This is a genomic window from Coprococcus sp. AM97-35 (assembly GCF_027697525.1).
Taxonomy (GTDB): Bacteria; Bacillota; Clostridia; order Lachnospirales; family Lachnospiraceae; genus Allocoprococcus; species Allocoprococcus comes.
On record NZ_JAQESL010000040.1, the window covers coordinates 1 to 17,273 of the forward strand.

At 43.0% G+C, this 17,273-nt stretch carries 12 protein-coding genes and 3 tRNA genes; 3 read left to right on the forward strand and 12 right to left on the reverse strand.

What is annotated here, in order from left to right; genetic code table 11:
- Positions 1 to 172: 172 nt before the first annotated feature.
- Positions 173 to 1,093, reverse strand: coding sequence for a C40 family peptidase (locus tag PG840_RS15710; protein ID WP_270613858.1), 921 nt, complete (start codon positions 1,091 to 1,093; stop codon positions 173 to 175).
- 315 nt (positions 1,094 to 1,408) lie between these two features.
- Here PG840_RS15710 and PG840_RS15715 point away from each other — a divergent pair, with 315 nt between their 5' ends.
- Both PG840_RS15715 and PG840_RS15720 read left to right on the forward strand, forming a co-directional pair.
- Positions 1,409 to 1,798: a Fur family transcriptional regulator gene (locus PG840_RS15715; protein WP_117559496.1), complete on the forward strand. Its 390-nt coding sequence runs from the start codon at positions 1,409 to 1,411 to the stop codon at positions 1,796 to 1,798.
- Positions 1,799 to 1,953: 155 nt separating this feature from the next.
- Positions 1,954 to 2,499, forward strand: a complete 546-nt coding sequence (locus tag PG840_RS15720; RefSeq protein WP_008375550.1) for an NADH peroxidase — start codon at positions 1,954 to 1,956, stop codon at positions 2,497 to 2,499.
- Between the two features lie 141 nt (positions 2,500 to 2,640).
- Here the strand turns inward: PG840_RS15720 and PG840_RS15725 are convergent, their stop codons facing one another.
- Positions 2,641 to 4,236 (reverse strand): DEAD/DEAH box helicase, encoded by a 1,596-nt coding sequence (locus tag PG840_RS15725; RefSeq protein ID WP_055262176.1) that lies wholly within the window; start codon positions 4,234 to 4,236, stop codon positions 2,641 to 2,643.
- 329 nt (positions 4,237 to 4,565) lie between these two features.
- On the opposite strand from PG840_RS15725, the gene trhA reads away from it, so the two are divergent.
- Positions 4,566 to 5,219 carry a PAQR family membrane homeostasis protein TrhA gene (trhA, locus tag PG840_RS15730; protein ID WP_117824587.1) on the forward strand — a complete coding sequence of 218 codons (654 nt, stop codon included), beginning with the start codon at positions 4,566 to 4,568 and terminating at the stop codon, positions 5,217 to 5,219.
- Between the two features lie 115 nt (positions 5,220 to 5,334).
- Here trhA and PG840_RS15735 read toward each other — a convergent pair whose 3' ends face one another.
- The 10 genes from PG840_RS15735 to PG840_RS15780 form a co-directional block, all read right to left on the reverse strand.
- Positions 5,335 to 5,592, reverse strand: coding sequence for a GIY-YIG nuclease family protein (locus PG840_RS15735; RefSeq protein ID WP_173689179.1), 258 nt, complete (start codon positions 5,590 to 5,592; stop codon positions 5,335 to 5,337).
- A 45-nt stretch (positions 5,593 to 5,637) separates the two neighbouring features.
- Positions 5,638 to 6,414, reverse strand: coding sequence for a M23 family metallopeptidase (locus tag PG840_RS15740; protein WP_173826497.1), 777 nt, complete (start codon positions 6,412 to 6,414; stop codon positions 5,638 to 5,640).
- A gap of 43 nt (positions 6,415 to 6,457) precedes the next feature.
- Positions 6,458 to 7,357: a SpoIID/LytB domain-containing protein gene (locus PG840_RS15745; RefSeq protein WP_118219794.1), complete on the reverse strand. Its 900-nt coding sequence runs from the start codon at positions 7,355 to 7,357 to the stop codon at positions 6,458 to 6,460.
- Positions 7,358 to 7,398: 41 nt separating this feature from the next.
- Entirely contained in the window at positions 7,399 to 9,867 is a 2,469-nt protein-coding gene (locus PG840_RS15750; RefSeq protein ID WP_008375560.1) for a glycogen/starch/alpha-glucan phosphorylase, read from the reverse strand.
- A gap of 37 nt (positions 9,868 to 9,904) precedes the next feature.
- Entirely contained in the window at positions 9,905 to 13,066 is a 3,162-nt protein-coding gene (gene ileS, locus PG840_RS15755) for an isoleucine--tRNA ligase (protein WP_270613859.1), read from the reverse strand.
- 464 nt (positions 13,067 to 13,530) lie between these two features.
- Entirely contained in the window at positions 13,531 to 14,994 is a 1,464-nt protein-coding gene (locus PG840_RS15760) for a D-alanyl-D-alanine carboxypeptidase family protein (protein ID WP_195255469.1), read from the reverse strand.
- Positions 14,995 to 15,021: 27 nt separating this feature from the next.
- Entirely contained in the window at positions 15,022 to 16,734 is a 1,713-nt protein-coding gene (locus tag PG840_RS15765) for an ABC-ATPase domain-containing protein (RefSeq protein WP_270613860.1), read from the reverse strand.
- Positions 16,735 to 16,941: 207 nt separating this feature from the next.
- Positions 16,942 to 17,014 (reverse strand) — tRNA-Lys (locus tag PG840_RS15770).
- Between the two features lie 34 nt (positions 17,015 to 17,048).
- A tRNA-Phe gene (locus PG840_RS15775) sits at positions 17,049 to 17,121 on the reverse strand.
- A 19-nt stretch (positions 17,122 to 17,140) separates the two neighbouring features.
- Positions 17,141 to 17,214, reverse strand: a tRNA-Met gene (locus PG840_RS15780).
- Between the last annotated feature and the right edge of the window lie 59 nt (positions 17,215 to 17,273).

A 17,273-nucleotide genomic window follows, 5' to 3' on the forward strand; every position in this document is an offset into this window, starting at 1 on the left:
CTACTTGACGGGAAGCAGTTCACGGATATTAAGGTTTCTTTGCTTTTGTAAAATATTTTCCCCCGTTTTCCACAAAAAACGTATGTTTTTATGTGGACAATGTGGATAACCCACGAATATTCAGCATTTTCACATTTTTCAAATGCCTGCTTTCACTGGTGTTTCCAGTCTTTTACACGATTCTTCTTACTGAAAGAATTGTCGTATAAGTCGCCGGTGAAATCCCGATTCCCTGTTCCGGGTTCTGTGCATTGACGATCTGACCGTTCCCAATATAAATTCCTATGTGGCCATCATAACAGATCAGATCTCCCGGCATCGCCTGATCATAGCTTACCTCCACGCCTGCATTAATCTGGTCATACGTTGTCCGTGGAAGACTGATTCCAAAATGCGCAAATACTGATTGTACAAATCCGGAACAGTCTGCCCCATCTGTCAGACTTGTGCCGCCCCAGACATACGGATTCCCAATGAACTGGCATGCATAATCAACGATCGCCTGTCCATTTGACGCCGGTTGTGCGGAAACTTCGGTAGTCTCCGTCTGCTGTACATTTTCCTGGACTTCCTGCGTCATCTGCGCTTCTTCGGATTCCCTGGACACTGCATAGTTAAATGCTTCTGCTTCTTCTTTTCCTTCCTGCTGCGCTTCCGCTACCAGATTCTCCGCATACGTCTGCGCCTCTGCTCCTGTCAGTATATATTCTGTTTTTACATATCCGGTGACATCTCCCGATTCAACTGCCGTCCATTCTCCCACAGGACCTGTGATCTTCGCCGCGTATCCCGGATACAGCTTTCCGACATATTCACTTTCCTTCGTCGGTTCGCTTCTGACATACAGAAAACTTGTTACATTGGCAAATGCCATATCTAAATACTCACCCTTATTTTCCGGTACCAGATAATCCTCAGCTTTAATCTCCCTGTTCTGAGAATAAAGATCATTCAATACCGCTTCTATCCCTACGCCCGGCATCTTTGCAACTTCTGCGGTGTCTCCATCTGCTGCCATAACCGAAATTCCCGGAGATACTGTCATCCCCAGAAAAGTAACCAGGAACAATCCTTTTTTTAGATTTGAATGCATAAATCTCCCTCCTTCATGTATTCTTATCTTTTGTAAATATTACAGAATTGTTACATTTGTTACGGTGATATTATATCAATCAAATTTCACATTGTCAAGTTTTCCTCAGTTATTTCGTAGTACACAGTTCTACACCGTTCTTTATACACTTTGTTTTTTCGTCATATTTGTTACAAATTATTACATCTCGTTTAACAGTATTTCCATTTTTTATTCTTTTATTCAATATACAATTTTTTATTGACATTATAAGAATATTATTATAATATGATTTTAGTAATTATTATTATTATCTATTTGTAGGAGGTGACATCAATGGCAAGTTTAAAATACAGCAGACAGCGTGAGGCAATTAAGGATTATCTTTCCTCTGTTACAACACATCCAACAGCAGATACTGTATATATGCATATCAAAGAAGAATTTCCAAATATCAGTCTCGGAACCGTTTACCGCAATTTAAATCTGCTTGCCGACATAGGCGAGGCAATTAAAATTACAACACCCGATGGCGGCGATCGTTTTGATGCACGTACCAATCCGCATTATCATTTCTATTGCAAGTGCTGCAAGCGAATGATTGATATGGATTTTGATCACATGGATAAGATCAACCATCTCGCATCCGAAAGTTTCGACGGTCAGATTGAATCACACACCATGCTTTTCTACGGTATCTGCGGTGATTGTTTAAGAAAGTCCTGACTATGTGGTATAAATTCAGAAATTTTGAAAAAACTTATCAATTATAGTTGACAAAGAAGGATGTATATGTTATCTTAATATCAGTAACAGTTACTAATATTGCTAACTAAAAGAAATCAAATATACTATCAAAAAAAGAAAAGGAGATTATTATTATGAAGAAATTTGTTTGTACAGTATGTGGTTATGTATACGAAGGCGAAGCAGCACCGGAGAAATGTCCAGTATGTGGCGTAGGCGCTGACAAGTTCACAGAAGTAAAAGAAGGCGAAAGAGAATGGGCTGCAGAGCATGTAGTTGGAGTAGCTAAAGGCGTAAGCGAAGACATCCTTGCCGACCTCAGAGCAAACTTTGAAGGTGAATGTTCAGAAGTAGGAATGTATCTTGCAATGGCAAGAGTAGCTCACAGAGAAGGCTATCCGGAAATCGGACTTTACTGGGAAAAAGCTGCTCACGAAGAAGCAGAACACGCTGCTAAATTCGCAGAACTTCTTGGCGAAGTTGTAACAGACAGCACAAAGAAGAACCTTGAAATGAGAGTAGAAGCAGAACACGGTGCAACAGCAGGCAAATTTGACCTTGCAAAACGTGCAAAAGCTGCAAACCTCGATGCGATCCATGACACAGTTCATGAAATGGCAAGAGACGAAGCAAGACACGGAAAAGCATTCGAAGGATTACTCAAACGCTACTTTGGCTAAGCTACAAGCCGAGCAGGGATAAATAGAAGAGCCCCTGGAAGATCGAATTTATTCATTCTTCCAGGGGCTCTTCTATTTATCCCTATTAGGCGACAGCCTGCAGCGAGAAGTAGCGCAGCGCATTCGAGCTGGCTCGACCTCCTATTTCTGGTTCGCCGGCTCCACAGCCACCGTCTTCCCTTTAATTTTCACATTCTTCATCGCATTCAGTACCTCACGGGCATATTCCCTCGGCACCTCAACAAATGTATACTTATCATACATATCAATCGTTCCGATCAGCTTTCCATCCATTCCGCTTTCCCCGGCGATTGCACCAAGAATATCTCCCGGACGTACTCTCTGCTTCTTTCCAATATTGATGAACAGACGTACCATTCCGTCCTCACCTGCACCGGTATCTCCAAATTCCCAGTCATTTTCCTCTGTATTTTTGTTATCCTCTGTCATTCCACAGCAGATCTTTAAAAATGCAGCCGCCATATCCATTGCTGTAAATTCAGAATTATTGACACGTTCTTCGATGGCATTGATCATCATGTCCAGATCTTCCTGCTCGATCACACGCTCCACATCATCCAGAATATTTTCCATCTTAGTATTCGCAACGTCATTCAGTGACGGAACTTTCTGTGCATAGATCTTCGTCTTGCAGTATCTCTGGATCTCTTTCAGTTTGTAAACTTCTTTTCCTGATACGAAAGAAAATGCTCTTCCTTCGCGTCCTGCGCGTCCGGTACGCCCGATACGGTGTACATAATATTCATCATCCTGCGGGAGATCATAATTAAATACTGCTTCCACTTCATCTACATCAATTCCACGGGCCGCCACATCCGTTGCTACCAGGATCTCTGTCTTACCGGTCCGAAAGCCCTGCATCACGCGGTCTCTCTGTTCCTGCTTCATATCCCCGTGAAGTCCTGCTGCAAAATATCCGCGTCCGAGAAGTGCATTTACCAGAAGATCCACCTGCTTCTTCGTATTACAGAATACAACCGAAAGCCTTGGTGAATAAATATCAAGAAGTCTGGAAAGAACTTCCTCTTTCTTCTTCGGCTTTACATCATAATAATACTGCTCAATATTCGGAACAGTCAGTTCCTTTTTTGTAACTTTGATCACTTTTGCGTTATTCTGGAATTTCTTCGTAATCTCCATGATCGGCTTCGGCATGGTTGCTGAGAAAAGCACGGTCTGGCGCTCCTCAGGAACACCACTTAATACAAATTCGATATCCTCACGGAATCCCATATTCAGCATTTCATCCGCTTCATCAAGCACAACCGTGTGTACAAAATCCAGCTTCATCGTCTTTCTGCGCATGTGGTCCATCACACGCCCCGGAGTTCCTATGACGATCTGTGTTCCACTCTTTAAGGAACGGATCTGCTTTACGATATCCTGTCCTCCGTAAATCGGCAGAACCTTAATTCCATGCATATATCTGGACAGGTTGCGGATCTCGTCTGCCACCTGGATTGCAAGCTCTCTGGTCGGGCAGAGAACGATCGCTTGCAGCTTTTTCAGCTTCGGGTCTACCTTTTCCAGAATCGGGATTCCGAATGCTGCGGTCTTACCGGTTCCGGTCTGTGCCTGCCCGATCAAATCGATCCCGCTAATCATTGCCGGAATTGCCTTTGCCTGAATCGGTGAAGCCTCCTCAAATCCCATGTATCTTACTGCTTTCTGAATCTCTTCCGAAAGTCCCATTTCTTCAAATCTAACTGTTTCCATCCATTATCCTTTCTATTAAATACATTACCAATTACAAATATGACCTTAAACTCCATCATATAAAATCTGCCAGGGCGCATTCTCGCGCCTGCGGCGGTCGCTTGCGCCAACTTCCTTATCCGTCGCAATGCACAATAAAAAACTCCTTACTTGGTGACAATACAAGTAAAGAGCATCGTAACATTCGCGTTATATTCTAACAAATAATTTTTAAAAAGTCAATTTTCACTTGCATTTTATGCATAAACGGTATAATATACTCATATACTTAATGTAGTATTGATTACTACGTGTAATGGTTTTAATTATTCATCTCTAAGGAGGGATTTATGATGAAAAAGAAACATATTAAAGATCCAGGAAGTGCAATCACACATTTTATCGGCATGCTGATGGCAATTTTTGCCGCATTTCCACTTTTAATAAAAGCAGCCCACGAACCGAGCCGGATTTACCTGATCTCGCTTGCAATCTATGCAGTCAGCCTGATTCTTTTATACGCCGCAAGCACAACCTATCATACCTTTGATCTTTCCGAACGTGTCAACACGATCCTGAAAAAGATCGACCATATGATGATCTTCGTACTGATCGCCGGAAGCTACACACCGATCTGCCTGCTGGTACTGGAACGCAGAACCGGACTTATCATGCTCGCACTTGTATGGGGTATTGCAATCACCGGAATTATTATTAAAGGGTTCTGGGTATTCTGCCCGAAATGGGTATCCTCCGTCCTCTACATTAGTATGGGATGGATCTGTGTCCTCGCATTCAGTCAGATCCTCAACAATCTGACACGTACAGAATTCGGATGGCTTCTCGCCGGCGGAATCATTTACACAATCGGCGGTGTGATCTATGCACTGAAGCTTCCGATTTTCAACAGTAAGCATAAGAATTTCGGCAGCCACGAAATCTTCCACCTCTTCGTGATGGGCGGAAGTGCATGCCACTTTGTTGTAATGTATTCTTTATTGTAAACCTTGCATCCTCGAAAAATCCAGAAATCTCGCCCCACTAAAGCTGCGAAAGTAATTTTTTATTCTGCACAAAATGCCGACAGGAGAAGCTAATCTGCTTCTCCTGTTTCATGCCTTACTGCCCCGTCTCTTTATAGTTCATCACCAGTCCAAGCTTCGCCCTCCGCGTCATATGCTTGATCGCATACTCCCGCCGCATCGCCTCTTCCTTCGTCTCAAACTGTTCCAGATACACCAGCTCTACCGGTCTCCGGGATCTGGTGTATTTTGCGCCTTTCCCGGCATTATGCGCTTCCAGACGCTTCTCAATATCATTCGTCCACCCGGTGTATAATGTTTCATCCTTGCATTTTAAAATATATGTATAATTCATCGCTTCAAAGAGGGACTAAAAAGCCCCTCTTCCTTTCTTCTGCTCTTATTCTTCAGCCAGATAGTCCATCGGATTGACCGGCTGACCATCTTTTAACATCTCGAAATACAGATTGCAGCCTTCCAGACTGTAATACTTGGTCGGAATCTCCAGATATCCGATCACATTTCCCGCTTCCAGATAATCACCGACTTTCACCTGCACTTCCTTGAGCTGTCCGTACATGCACTCGTAGCCATTCCCCATATCCAGGGTCACCGTGATTCCCGTCTGTGCAAAGGTATCAATGGATTTGACAATACCTGGTGCTGCTGCAATCACGTTATCGTTCACCGCACCGGATATGATCATCGCCGGATTATATCGGTACTGGTCCAATGTAGAAAAATATACGGTTTTATCCATACTGTAGCTCATCAGCACATTGCCGTCCACCGGCCACAGAAGCTGGCTGTCTTCCCCGAAATTCAGGTTCATTGCCGTTCCTGCGGTCTGCGTGCTGTCCGTCTCCCATGTATCCATCCGGTTCTCTGTACTTCCATCTGCTGCCGTATTTGCAGCCTGGCTGTCCTCTTTTGTCACAGGCTCTTCATCTTCCAGCGCTTTCTTTGCAATACTGCTTGTCTCTTCCGTATTTCTTTTGATTTCTTCCTCTTTCGCCTGCTGTTCTTCCTCGATCTTTGCCTGCTCATCCTTCACATTTGCCCGGTAATTTCTCCATGTATAGGCTCCTGTAAGCACAATAGCAGCGGCAAAGCAGACCGCAAGACCGATCGACGCTCTTTTTCTCCTCTTATTAGAGGACTGCTGCTTTTTATTCATATTTTATCACCTCTGACAATATTTTTGCCAGAAAATGACCAACTTATTCTCCCTTTTCGTTTTTTTCGATCACAATATCCGTGACCTCTTCCAGACTGACATCAGTGAAAAAATATTGCAGGATTTCTTCACAGGTTTTCCCTTCCTCTGCCATCTTCTCTGCCGTGTACTGGCTCATCCCAAGACCGTGCCCGATTCCCTTCGCCGTAACCCTTGTCTGCCCGTCATAATCCTGAAGCGCAAAACATGACGAGGCAAGATGGTAGGTTCTCCGGAATTCTTCACCATTTACTGTTTCACTGCCACAACGGACTGCTGTCACATACCCGGCACTGTCTGTTCCTGTCACTTCCATGTCGCTTCCCTGGATCATGGACACGGTCATCTCCTCTTTTGCCTCCACATCTTCGGGACATTCCCTACTCTGAAGATACGGATACTCTTCCGAACCAAACACTTCATTTCCAGACCTTGTTTTTCCGTTGCTTAACCGGTGATACGGGGTCAGAATCAGCTTTCCGTCATACATCAGAACCTGTCCCCTCGTCTCATCCCACGCAGCTTTCATCTTCTCATAATATTCTCCATAATGATCTGCTCCCCAGTTGCTCTCCATCTGCTGCCTGGTCCAGTATTCCTTCGTCAGGACAGTGCTGGTGCCCTCATCCTGGATGCTTTTGTAAATGCTGGTCCGGATCAACACTGCCTGTGCCTTTAACGCTTCCTCCTCCGCATCTCCCTCAATTTCTTTCGCCAGAATCCCGATCCCATATTCATCCAGTGAAATTTTTCTGTTCTTTTCGTCACTTTTTACGGTCACATACGGGCTCGTCCCATTGTCCTGCGCCAAACTGCTTCTGCCATTCAGCAGAATCGTAACCACATACGGAAGTAATATAAGAATGGCAGCAAAATAGCCTGCCTGTCTGAAGTATTTTCGCATAATAAAACCTCCCATACCACTGTATGAGAGGTTTTGACTGATTATGCTTCTGGTTTAACTGTAACATAATCCAGTTTCCAGATATTATCAACATATTCCTGAATGGTTCTGTCTGAAGTAAATTTACCACAGCTTGCTGTATTCAGAAGTGCCATCTTAGCCCAACGATCCGGATCTTTGTAAGCTTCTTCCACTTTCTTCTGTGCTTCTGCATAAGAGCGGAAGTCTTTCAGGATAAAGTATCTGTCCGGTCTGTCTCCACCCTGTGTATTCAGAAGTGAATTATACAGGTCGCGGAACATCTCATGGTCACCATGTGAATAAGTTCCATCCATCAACTGGTCAACGACTCTCTTAATATCCCAGTCATTGAAGTAGATCTCCTGCGGGTTATATCCGCCATTATTCTCATAGTTGATAACTTCGTCAGAACTGAGGCCGAAAATAAATGCATTTTCAATTCCAACTTCTTCTACGATCTCTACATTGGCTCCATCCATAGTTCCAAGTGTCGGTGCACCGTTCAGCATGAACTTCATGTTACCTGTTCCGGAAGCTTCTTTGGAAGCGGTAGAAATCTGTTCGCTGACATCTGCTGCAGCGAAGATCCATTCTGCGTTGGATACGCGGTAATCTTCGATAAATACGACTTTCAGCTTTCCATTGATGCTCAGGTCATTATTTACCACATCTGCTACAGAGTTGATCAGTTTGATGATCTCTTTTGCACGGACATATCCTGCGGAAGCTTTTGCACCAAAGATAAATGTTCTCGGATAGAAGGACATCTCCGGATGTTCTTTGATCTGGTTGTACAGATACATTACATGCAGAATATTAAGAAGCTGTCTCTTATATTCATGAAGACGCTTAACCTGTACATCATAAATAGATCTCGGATCGATCTCTACTCCATTGTGTTCCAGAATATATTTTGCAAGACGTTCTTTGTTCTTGTATTTGATATCCATAAATTCTGCTCTTGCCTTCGGATCATCTGCAAGCGGTTTTAATTTTGACATCTGGGACAGATCTGTGATCCAGCCGTCTCCAATGTGGTCTGTTACCCAGTCTGCAAGCAGCGGGTTTCCATGAAGAAGGAATCTTCTCTGTGTGATACCATTGGTCTTGTTGTTGAATTTCTCCGGCATCATTTCGTAGAAATCTTTTAATTCCTGATGTTTCAGAATCTCTGTATGAAGTCTTGCAACACCATTTACGGAGTAGCCTGCAATAATAGCCATATGTGCCATTCTTACCTGACCGTCCATCAGGATAGCCATCTTACGGACTTTATCTTCATTGCCCGGATACATACGGCGAACCTGTTCTACAAAACGGCGGTTAATTTCCTGTACAATCTGGTATACACGCGGAAGCAGTCTTGAGAACAGGTCGATCGGCCATTTTTCAAGTGCTTCTGACATGATCGTATGGTTGGTGTAAGCAACCGTCTTTGTTGTTACTTCCCATGCTTCATCCCATCCAAGACCTTCCTGGTCAATGAGCAGACGCATCAACTCTGCAACTGCTACAGTCGGGTGAGTATCGTTCATCTGGATCGTAACTTTTTCATACAGTTTGCGCACATCTTTGTGTTTCTTTTTATATTTATCAAGCATAACCTGAAGACTGGCAGATACAAAGAAATACTGCTGTTTCAGACGAAGCTCTTTTCCTGCATAGTGGTTGTCATTTGGATAAAGAACCTCGACGATCGTTTTTGCAAGGTTTTCCTGCTCGATCGCTTTATGGTATTCTCCTCTGTCAAATGCATCCAGTTTAAAGTCTGTGATTGCCTGTGCATCCCAGATACGCAGTGTATTGACTACGTGGTTGCCATATCCTACGATCGGCATATCATATGGAATAGCAAGTACGGATTCGTAATTTTCCTGGATGAAATCTTCTTTCTTGGTCTGTTCATTATACTGTACACGAATGGTACCACCAAAACGGACTTCCTTTGCATACTCGTCACGACGGATTTCAAACGGATTGCCATCTTTGAGCCAGTTATCCGGTACTTCTACCTGATAGCCATCTTTGATCTTCTGTTTGAACATACCGTAGCGGTAACGGATTCCACAGCCGTAAGCTGCGTATCCAAGAGATGCAAGTGAATCCAGGAAGCAAGCTGCAAGACGTCCAAGACCACCATTACCAAGTGCTGCATCCGGTTCCTGATCTTCTACCACATTCAGATCAATGCCCATCTCATCAAGGGCTTCTTTTACTTCTTTATATGCAGTCATGTTGATCAGGTTGTTGCCAAGTGCACGTCCCATAAGAAATTCCATTGACATATAATATACGGTCTTTGGATCTTCTTTTTCGTATGTTTTCTGTGTCGCAAGCCAGTCATCTACGATTGCTTCTTTTACTGCATAAGATACTGCCTGGAAAATCTGCTGCGGAGTTGCTTCTTCAATCTCTTTACGATACAATGTCCGCACATTTTCTTTCACATCATTTTTAAAAGTTTCTTTTTCAAATCTTTTACTGTACATGCTTATATTCCCTTCTCATTTTGCGCAGCGGCAGGGATTATTCTCCCTGCTTTTCTACACCCATATTTACAGCTTCACCGTTGATCTTCCAGTCTTTCACATAGCCTGCAGGTTCAGCCTTTTCAACTGCTACCGCAAGTGTCTCCTGTCCGATCTGCTCTGCATACTCTGCAAATACTTTTTCTGCTTTTTCGCTTCCGTCGTAAGTTACCTTGATCTTGTCCATAACTTCAAATCCGGCTTCCTTACGCATAGTCTGGATCTTACTGATGATCTCACGTACAAATCCTTCTGTCAGAAGTTCTTCTGTCAGGTTTGTATCCAGTACAACGGTGATACCATAGTCACTCTCAGATACATATCCTTCCATCTGTGCCATGTCGATCAGAAGGTCTTCTTTTGTAAGTTCAATTTCCTGTCCATTTACCTGAAGCTTCAGAACACCTGTCGCATTCAGTTCGTCCATAGCAGCATTTCCGTCCAGATTGCTGAGTTCATTTTTGATTCCACCTAACAGTTTACCATATTTTGGTCCAACTGTCTTTAATTGTGGTTTAAATGTATAAGAAGTAAATGCACGAACATCATCTGTAAGTTCGATTTCTTTTACATTCAGCTCATCTGTCACGATATCCTGATAGAACTCCGGCAGATCGGAAGCACCTTTTACGAACATCTTTCCGATCGGCTGACGGTTCTTGATGTTGGCTGTATTACGGCATGCACGTCCCATTACAACGATCTTCAGAACTTCATCCATGTTCTCTTCCAGAGTCTTATCGATATAAGCTTCATTTGCAACCGGATAATCACAAAGGTGGATACTTTCCGGAGCGCTTTCATCTACGCTTCTTACCAGGTTCTGATAAATTTCTTCGGTCATGAACGGGATCATCGGTGCTGCAACCTTTGATACAGTAACGAGTGCTGTATAAAGAGTCATGTAAGCATTGATCTTATCCTGTTCCATTCCTTTTGCCCAGAAACGTTCGCGGCTTCGTCTTACATACCAGTTACTCATATCATCTACGAAGTCCTGAAGTGCTCTTGCAGCTTCCGGAATCTGGTAATTTGCAAGATGATTATCTACTGTCTTGATCAGTGTATTCAGTTTTGATAAGAGCCATTTATCCATTACAGATAATTTGTCATATTCAAGTGCATATTTTGTTGCATCAAAATCATCAATATTAGCATACAATACGAAGAATGCATAGGTGTTCCAGAGTGTTCCCATGAACTTTCTCTGTCCTTCCATAACCGCTTTTCCATGGAAACGGTTCGGCAGCCACGGTGCACTGTTTACATAGAAATACCAGCGGATCGCATCTGCACCGTATGTCTCCAGAGCATCAAACGGATCAACCGCATTTCCTTTGGATTTACTCATCTTCTGACCATTTTCATCCTGTACATGTCCGAGAACGATTACGTTCTGGTATGGTGCTTTGTTGAAAATCAGGGTTGAAATTGCCAACAGAGAATAGAACCATCCTCTTGTCTGGTCAACGGCTTCAGAAATGAACTGAGCCGGGAACTGCTGTTCAAATACTTCTTTATTTTCAAATGGATAGTGATGCTGTGCAAACGGCATGGATCCGCTGTCGAACCAGCAGTCGATAACTTCCGGTACACGGTGCATCTGTTTTCCACACTTCGGACACTTGATTGTTACATCGTCAATATATGGACGGTGAAGCTCGATATCATCCGGGCAGTTGTCTGACATGGATTTCAGTTCTTCAATGCTTCCGATTGAGTGCTGGCATCCGCATTCGCATTCCCAGATATTCAGTGGAGTTCCCCAGTAACGGTTACGGCTGATACCCCAGTCCTGGACATTTTCAAGCCAGTCGCCAAAACGTCCTTTACCAATGCTTTCCGGGATCCAGTTGATAGTATTATTATTTGCGATCAGGTCATCTTTAACTTCTGTCATCTTGATGAACCATGATTCTCTTGCATAGTAGATCAGTGGAGTATCACATCTCCAGCAATGCGGATAACTATGTTCAAACTTCGGAGCATCGAAGAGAAGTCCACGCCCATCCAGGTCTTTGAGTACTTCCGGATCTGCTTTCTTTACAAAAAGTCCTGCAAATGGAGTGGTCTCACCCATATCACCTTTTTCGTCAACGAGCTGTACGAATGGAAGGTCATATTTACGTCCTACTTTCGCATCATCTTCACCAAATGCCGGTGCCAGATGAACAACACCAGTACCATCTGTCAGGGTTACATAGTCATCACAGGTAACAAAGAATGCTTTCTTATTCTGTTTTGCTGCACAGTCATATGCACACTGGTAAAGCGGTTCATATTCTTTGTATTCCAGATCTTTTCCTTTGTAGGTTTCCAGAACTTCGTATGCCGGTTTGTCTTCTTCTGCAAATTTCCCAAGAATGGTGTCAAGCAGAGCGCATGCCATATAATAAGTATATCCGTCTGCACATTTTACTTTTGCGTAATCTTCTTCCGGGTTTACGCAGAGTGCGATATTAGACGGAAGAGTCCAAGGTGTGGTTGTCCATGCAAGGATGTATGCATCTTCGTCTTTCACTTTGAAACGAACGATAGCAGAACGTTCTTTGACGTCCTTATATCCCTGTGCAACTTCCTGTGCTGAAAGTGGTGTTCCACAACGTGGACAATACGGAACGATCTTAAATCCTTTGTAAAGGAGTCCCTTATCCCAGATTTTCTTCAGAGCCCACCATTCAGACTCGATAAAGTTATTATCATAAGTAACATATGGATTTTCCATATCTGCCCAGAAACCTACTGTAGAAGAGAAATCTTCCCACATTCCTTTGTATTTCCAGACACTTTCTTTACATTTATTGATAAATGGTTCTACACCATATTTTTCAATCTGATCTTTTCCGTCAAGACCGAGCAGCTTTTCTACTTCCAGCTCTACCGGCAGTCCGTGAGTATCCCATCCTGCCTTACGCGGAACCATGTAGCCCTTCATTGTACGGTATCTCGGGATCATATCTTTGATTACACGGGTAAGAACGTGTCCGATATGCGGTTTTCCATTTGCTGTCGGAGGTCCATCGTAGAAAGTATAAGTTTCTCCTTCTTTACGGTTCTCCATACTTTTCTTGAAAATATCTTCTTCATTCCAGAATTTTTCAACTTCTTTTTCTCTGTCTACAAACTTCAGGTCTGTATCCACTTTTTTGTACTTAGCCATGATAAGCTCCTTTCTGAATCAATGACTTTGTATGCATTTTTGGTATATAGAAAAATGTGCCCCGGCACGTAGTGCCCTTAATTTTGCAGGAAGTATTTGGAATTTCCTGCAAAATTAAAAAAGACTTTCACCCGTAAAAGGACGAAAGTCTGTACATCGTTAACCACCTGTTACTGCATACCAGCATATGAGTTTCCTGTAACGGGGGAAATAACCGTCAGAACTTACTCGCCAGATTGCTTTCAGTTACTGCAACTCGGAAGTGATGTTCAGATTTACCCTACTTGCACCGGTCTTCCACCATCTCCGGTTCGCTTTACCTTTCAAATAAACCTTACTGTCTTCGTCAATGTCTTTTGATCTTTTTTCACCATTTCTAGGTTATTATAATAAAGAACCCCTTGCTTCGTCAAGGGGTTCTGCGGGATTTCGTGATTCTTTCCTTATATTTGACTGACCAGACGTTAATCTTTGTCAACTTCTCTTCTGCGCTTTCTGTTTGTTTCCACTTTCTTCTTTCTCAAGTGTTTCAGAACAGCCCTCCATACAATAATAAGAATGAGTACTGCTGCAATCACACAGATTACAAGGATTACCTCTCGTGGTATTGTACTCTGAGCCTGCTTTTGTGTTTCACTGTCTGACTTATCGCCGGACACCTGTGCTTCATTTTCTGTGTTATCCTTCTGCAGATATTCATCACTTAATGTCACAGCTGCTTTTCCGACCGGGTTGCCCTGATAAGTATAAGTTACTGTTCCGGTGCTGCTGTTCGTGTCATCCTGCGTAATTTCGTAATCCAGGCTTTGGAAATTTACATTTTCCGGAAGTACAACATATGCATTCGGATCAATTTCTTTAAAATCTGCGGAGTCTTCATAATCCGCAATCGTATATTTTGCGAAATTATTAAATCCATACTCCAGTAAATTGACGGAGTCTGGGTATACATTTTTCCCATGTGTCTTCAAGACAACACTGATCAGCTCCAGATTATCATCTGCTGCACAAGATACCAACGTGTTGAGTGCTTCATCCGTATAACCGGTTTTTCCGGCTATTGTCTTTGGATAATAATAGTCGTTTCCCTCGTAAAACATCAGATCACTCTGCTGAAAGGTTCTCGCCTGATTTACCAGATTGGTTGCACCGATCGTATACTGCTGTGTCTGGGCAATCGTCTTGAATTCTTCATGATTTTCAAGCAGTTCCTGCGTAATAAGTGCCATATCACGTGCCGTCGTATAATGGTTCTGCGCATTCAGCCCATTCGGATTTTCAAAATCAGAATTTACTGCTCCCAGCTCTTTTGCGCGTTCATTCATCTTTGCAATAAAGCCATCATATCCTAAACCCCCCACATTTTCAGCAATCGCATAAGCAACTTCATTTGCAGATGCCATCAGAAGTGCGTGAAGCGCATCATTTAAAGAAATTTCCTCCCCCGCGATCATTCCGATATAAGCATCCCCCTCTGCTACACAATCCACACTATTCTGTGTAATCGTGATCTTGTCATCAAGATTGCCGTTTTCCAATGCGACAAGTGCCGTTAAAATCTTTGTAATACTGGCAGGATAAGCCTTTCCGTCAATGTTTTTCGCATAAAGGATCGCACCGCTTTTTGCCTCCATGACAATTCCAGCCTCTCCGTAAGTAGCCGGTCCTTCCGGCCAGTTCTCCAGCTCATTGCTGGCAATCTTCATATCATATGCCTGCTGTGTTACTTCATCGATTTTCTGCTGCTGCAGGGCTTTAATTTCTTCTTGATTTTTTCCGGAAGTTTCTTCCTCTGTCAGATTATAATTGCTGACCGTTGTATCAATTGGTTCATTTGCTGACGTATCTTCTGCAAATGCGGTCATTCCAAGACTTCCAACCATCACTGCCACCAGCGATGCACTTAAAATTTTCTTCCATCTCCTCACGGATCTTCTCCTCCAAATTCTTTAATCTTATCCGATAAATCCCCGATATCTGTTCAGGCATGCGTAAATATCCTGTTTACGGATCTGTGCCATTGATACAGAAAGATAACTTCCTTTGCAAAGGGATGCCAGACCCTGCTTCTTAATCTGACTCCAGAGCTTTTCCACGCAAAGATCAACATCCTGTTCCTTCCGTTCCATTTCTTCCAGCAGATTCTCTAGGCAGTACGCTAATGCCGTTGTCTGTTCTGCATCCAGGATTTGTTCTACATATTTCAGATCCACATTTTCTCTTCCAATAGAAAATGAATCTTTACCAAACTGTTTTATCTTCACCTGATCTCTCTTCTTTTCCATTTTTCCGGCCTTTAAGCTTCTGTGATGATCTTTATCAAATAAGACAGCTACATCAACCGGAACCTTTTTCTCTCCGGTCTCACTTTTTTCACCAATCACCGTTTTCACTTTTTCTGTGATATCGTACGTTCGGTAATTATCCATCTGCAGCACATGATCAGCAATGTAAAAATAAGATCCAGAACTTCCGGCCACCAGAATAATAGAAATTGCCTGCTTTTGATACAGGTTACCTGCCTGAAGAGTAAATGGTGTAATCGGTTCCTGTTCGCCGGATACAACAGCCTGCATCAGCTCATCCCTGACCATAAAGTTCGTCGCACAGGTGTCTTCATCGATCAAAAGACATTTTGCACCTGACTGTACCGCTTCTACCACATTTGCAGCCTGCGAAGTCGAACCACTGGCATCCTCTGTGGAAAAATTTACTGTATCTTTCTTATTCGGCAGATCATTGATAAACGGTGAAATATTGATATGGGATACACATCTTCCGTCCTCGGCCCGGATCTTCATCGCAGTATCCGAAGTAATCACGTATTCTCTTCCATCTCCGGCGACGTGATTGTAAATTCCCTGTTCAAGTGCCTTCAGAAGTGTTGATTTCCCATGATATCCTCCACCCACGATCAAAGTAATTCCTTCCGGGATTCCCATTCCTTTTATTTTACCCCGGTGTGGAAGTTCCATCTCTACTTCCATACTTTCCGGTGCTTCAAAAGCAATTGCACCTTTCATAGGCTTCTGTGATACACCGCTTTCTCTTGGCAGTATAGAACCATTTGCCACAAATGCAATAAGTCTCCGCTTTGTCAGTTCTCTTCTTATATAATGTTGATCTTCCGCAAGTTCTATACACTTTTTCACTTCCTGCTGATTCAGGTTCTTATAATATAAAGATCTGTCAGCTATTTCCGGAAGATACTCAAACAAAATCTTCCTCAGTTCAAATGCATTGATTGTCCGTCCATTTGCCGGAAATCCAACTTCAAACCGTACCAGAAGATCTCCATCCTTAATTTCAAATGCAGTCCTGTCCAGAACCTCCTGTCCACAACGGCTTATCCCAATCAATCCACTTTTCCCGGAACCCTTTGCCTGGAAAATAAATTTGGAAACAGCTTTTCCGAATTGTCTTGTCAGATAATCCTGAAGCGCAATTCTTCTGTGTTCTTCTTTATAATATTCTTCTGGAAATCTCGCCTGGATTTTCTTCACCTGAATACTCAGCTTTGACGGAGAAGCAAATGGATCTCCTTGTACATGATCAATATTGAGCTGGTATCCCTGAAACTGATAGCTTCCTCTCAAATCTTTGTAAGCTGGATAGCTTCTTCGATTGATACTCATCAAATTTTTTTCTAATTCTGCTGCTGATTTCATATCCTGCTCCCTCTTATCAAATTCTATGATGTTGGAGTCAAGAGATCAAAAATCCTCTTGCAGGCAAGCTTGCATCGGCTTTCTGACCTTTTAACCCTGGTATCATTCTATTTTACTAGCAAAAATTTACTTGGTGCATATTAAATTTTCTATAAAACGAAAAAAGATGTAAACCCAATTTATACAGGATTTACATCTTCTAAATCATGAAGCATCGGGGATTCGAACCCCGGACAACTTGATTAAAAGTCAAGTGCTCTACCACCTGAGCTAATGCTCCATCTGTTATACAGCTTGCCTTCTTTCGAAGACAGTGCCCAGAACCGGAATCGAACCAGTGACACGAGGATTTTCAGTCCTCTGCTCTACCGACTGAGCTATCTGGGCATACACACTAATGTGTGAGTTGCGGGAGCAGGATTTGAACCTACGACCTTCGGGTTATGAGCCCGACGAGCTACCAGACTGCTCCATCCCGCGATGATATCTCATTATAGCACATTTTTTCTAAATATGCAATGGGCGGAGGTGGATTCGAA

Coding starts and splice junctions, on each gene's coding strand:
- PG840_RS15765 (WP_270613860.1), bottom strand. CDS start 16,734: ATGAAATCAGCAGCAGAATTAGAAAAAAATTTGATGAGTATCAATCGA.
- ileS (WP_270613859.1), bottom strand. CDS start 13,066: ATGGCTAAGTACAAAAAAGTGGATACAGACCTGAAGTTTGTAGACAGA.
- PG840_RS15740 (WP_173826497.1), bottom strand. CDS start 6,414: ATGAATAAAAAGCAGCAGTCCTCTAATAAGAGGAGAAAAAGAGCGTCG.
- PG840_RS15715 (WP_117559496.1), top strand. CDS start 1,409: ATGGCAAGTTTAAAATACAGCAGACAGCGTGAGGCAATTAAGGATTAT.
- PG840_RS15720 (WP_008375550.1), top strand. CDS start 1,954: ATGAAGAAATTTGTTTGTACAGTATGTGGTTATGTATACGAAGGCGAA.
- trhA (WP_117824587.1), top strand. CDS start 4,566: ATGATGAAAAAGAAACATATTAAAGATCCAGGAAGTGCAATCACACAT.
- PG840_RS15750 (WP_008375560.1), bottom strand. CDS start 9,867: ATGTACAGTAAAAGATTTGAAAAAGAAACTTTTAAAAATGATGTGAAA.
- PG840_RS15745 (WP_118219794.1), bottom strand. CDS start 7,357: ATGCGAAAATACTTCAGACAGGCAGGCTATTTTGCTGCCATTCTTATA.
- PG840_RS15735 (WP_173689179.1), bottom strand. CDS start 5,592: ATGAATTATACATATATTTTAAAATGCAAGGATGAAACATTATACACC.
- PG840_RS15710 (WP_270613858.1), bottom strand. CDS start 1,093: ATGCATTCAAATCTAAAAAAAGGATTGTTCCTGGTTACTTTTCTGGGG.
- PG840_RS15725 (WP_055262176.1), bottom strand. CDS start 4,236: ATGGAAACAGTTAGATTTGAAGAAATGGGACTTTCGGAAGAGATTCAG.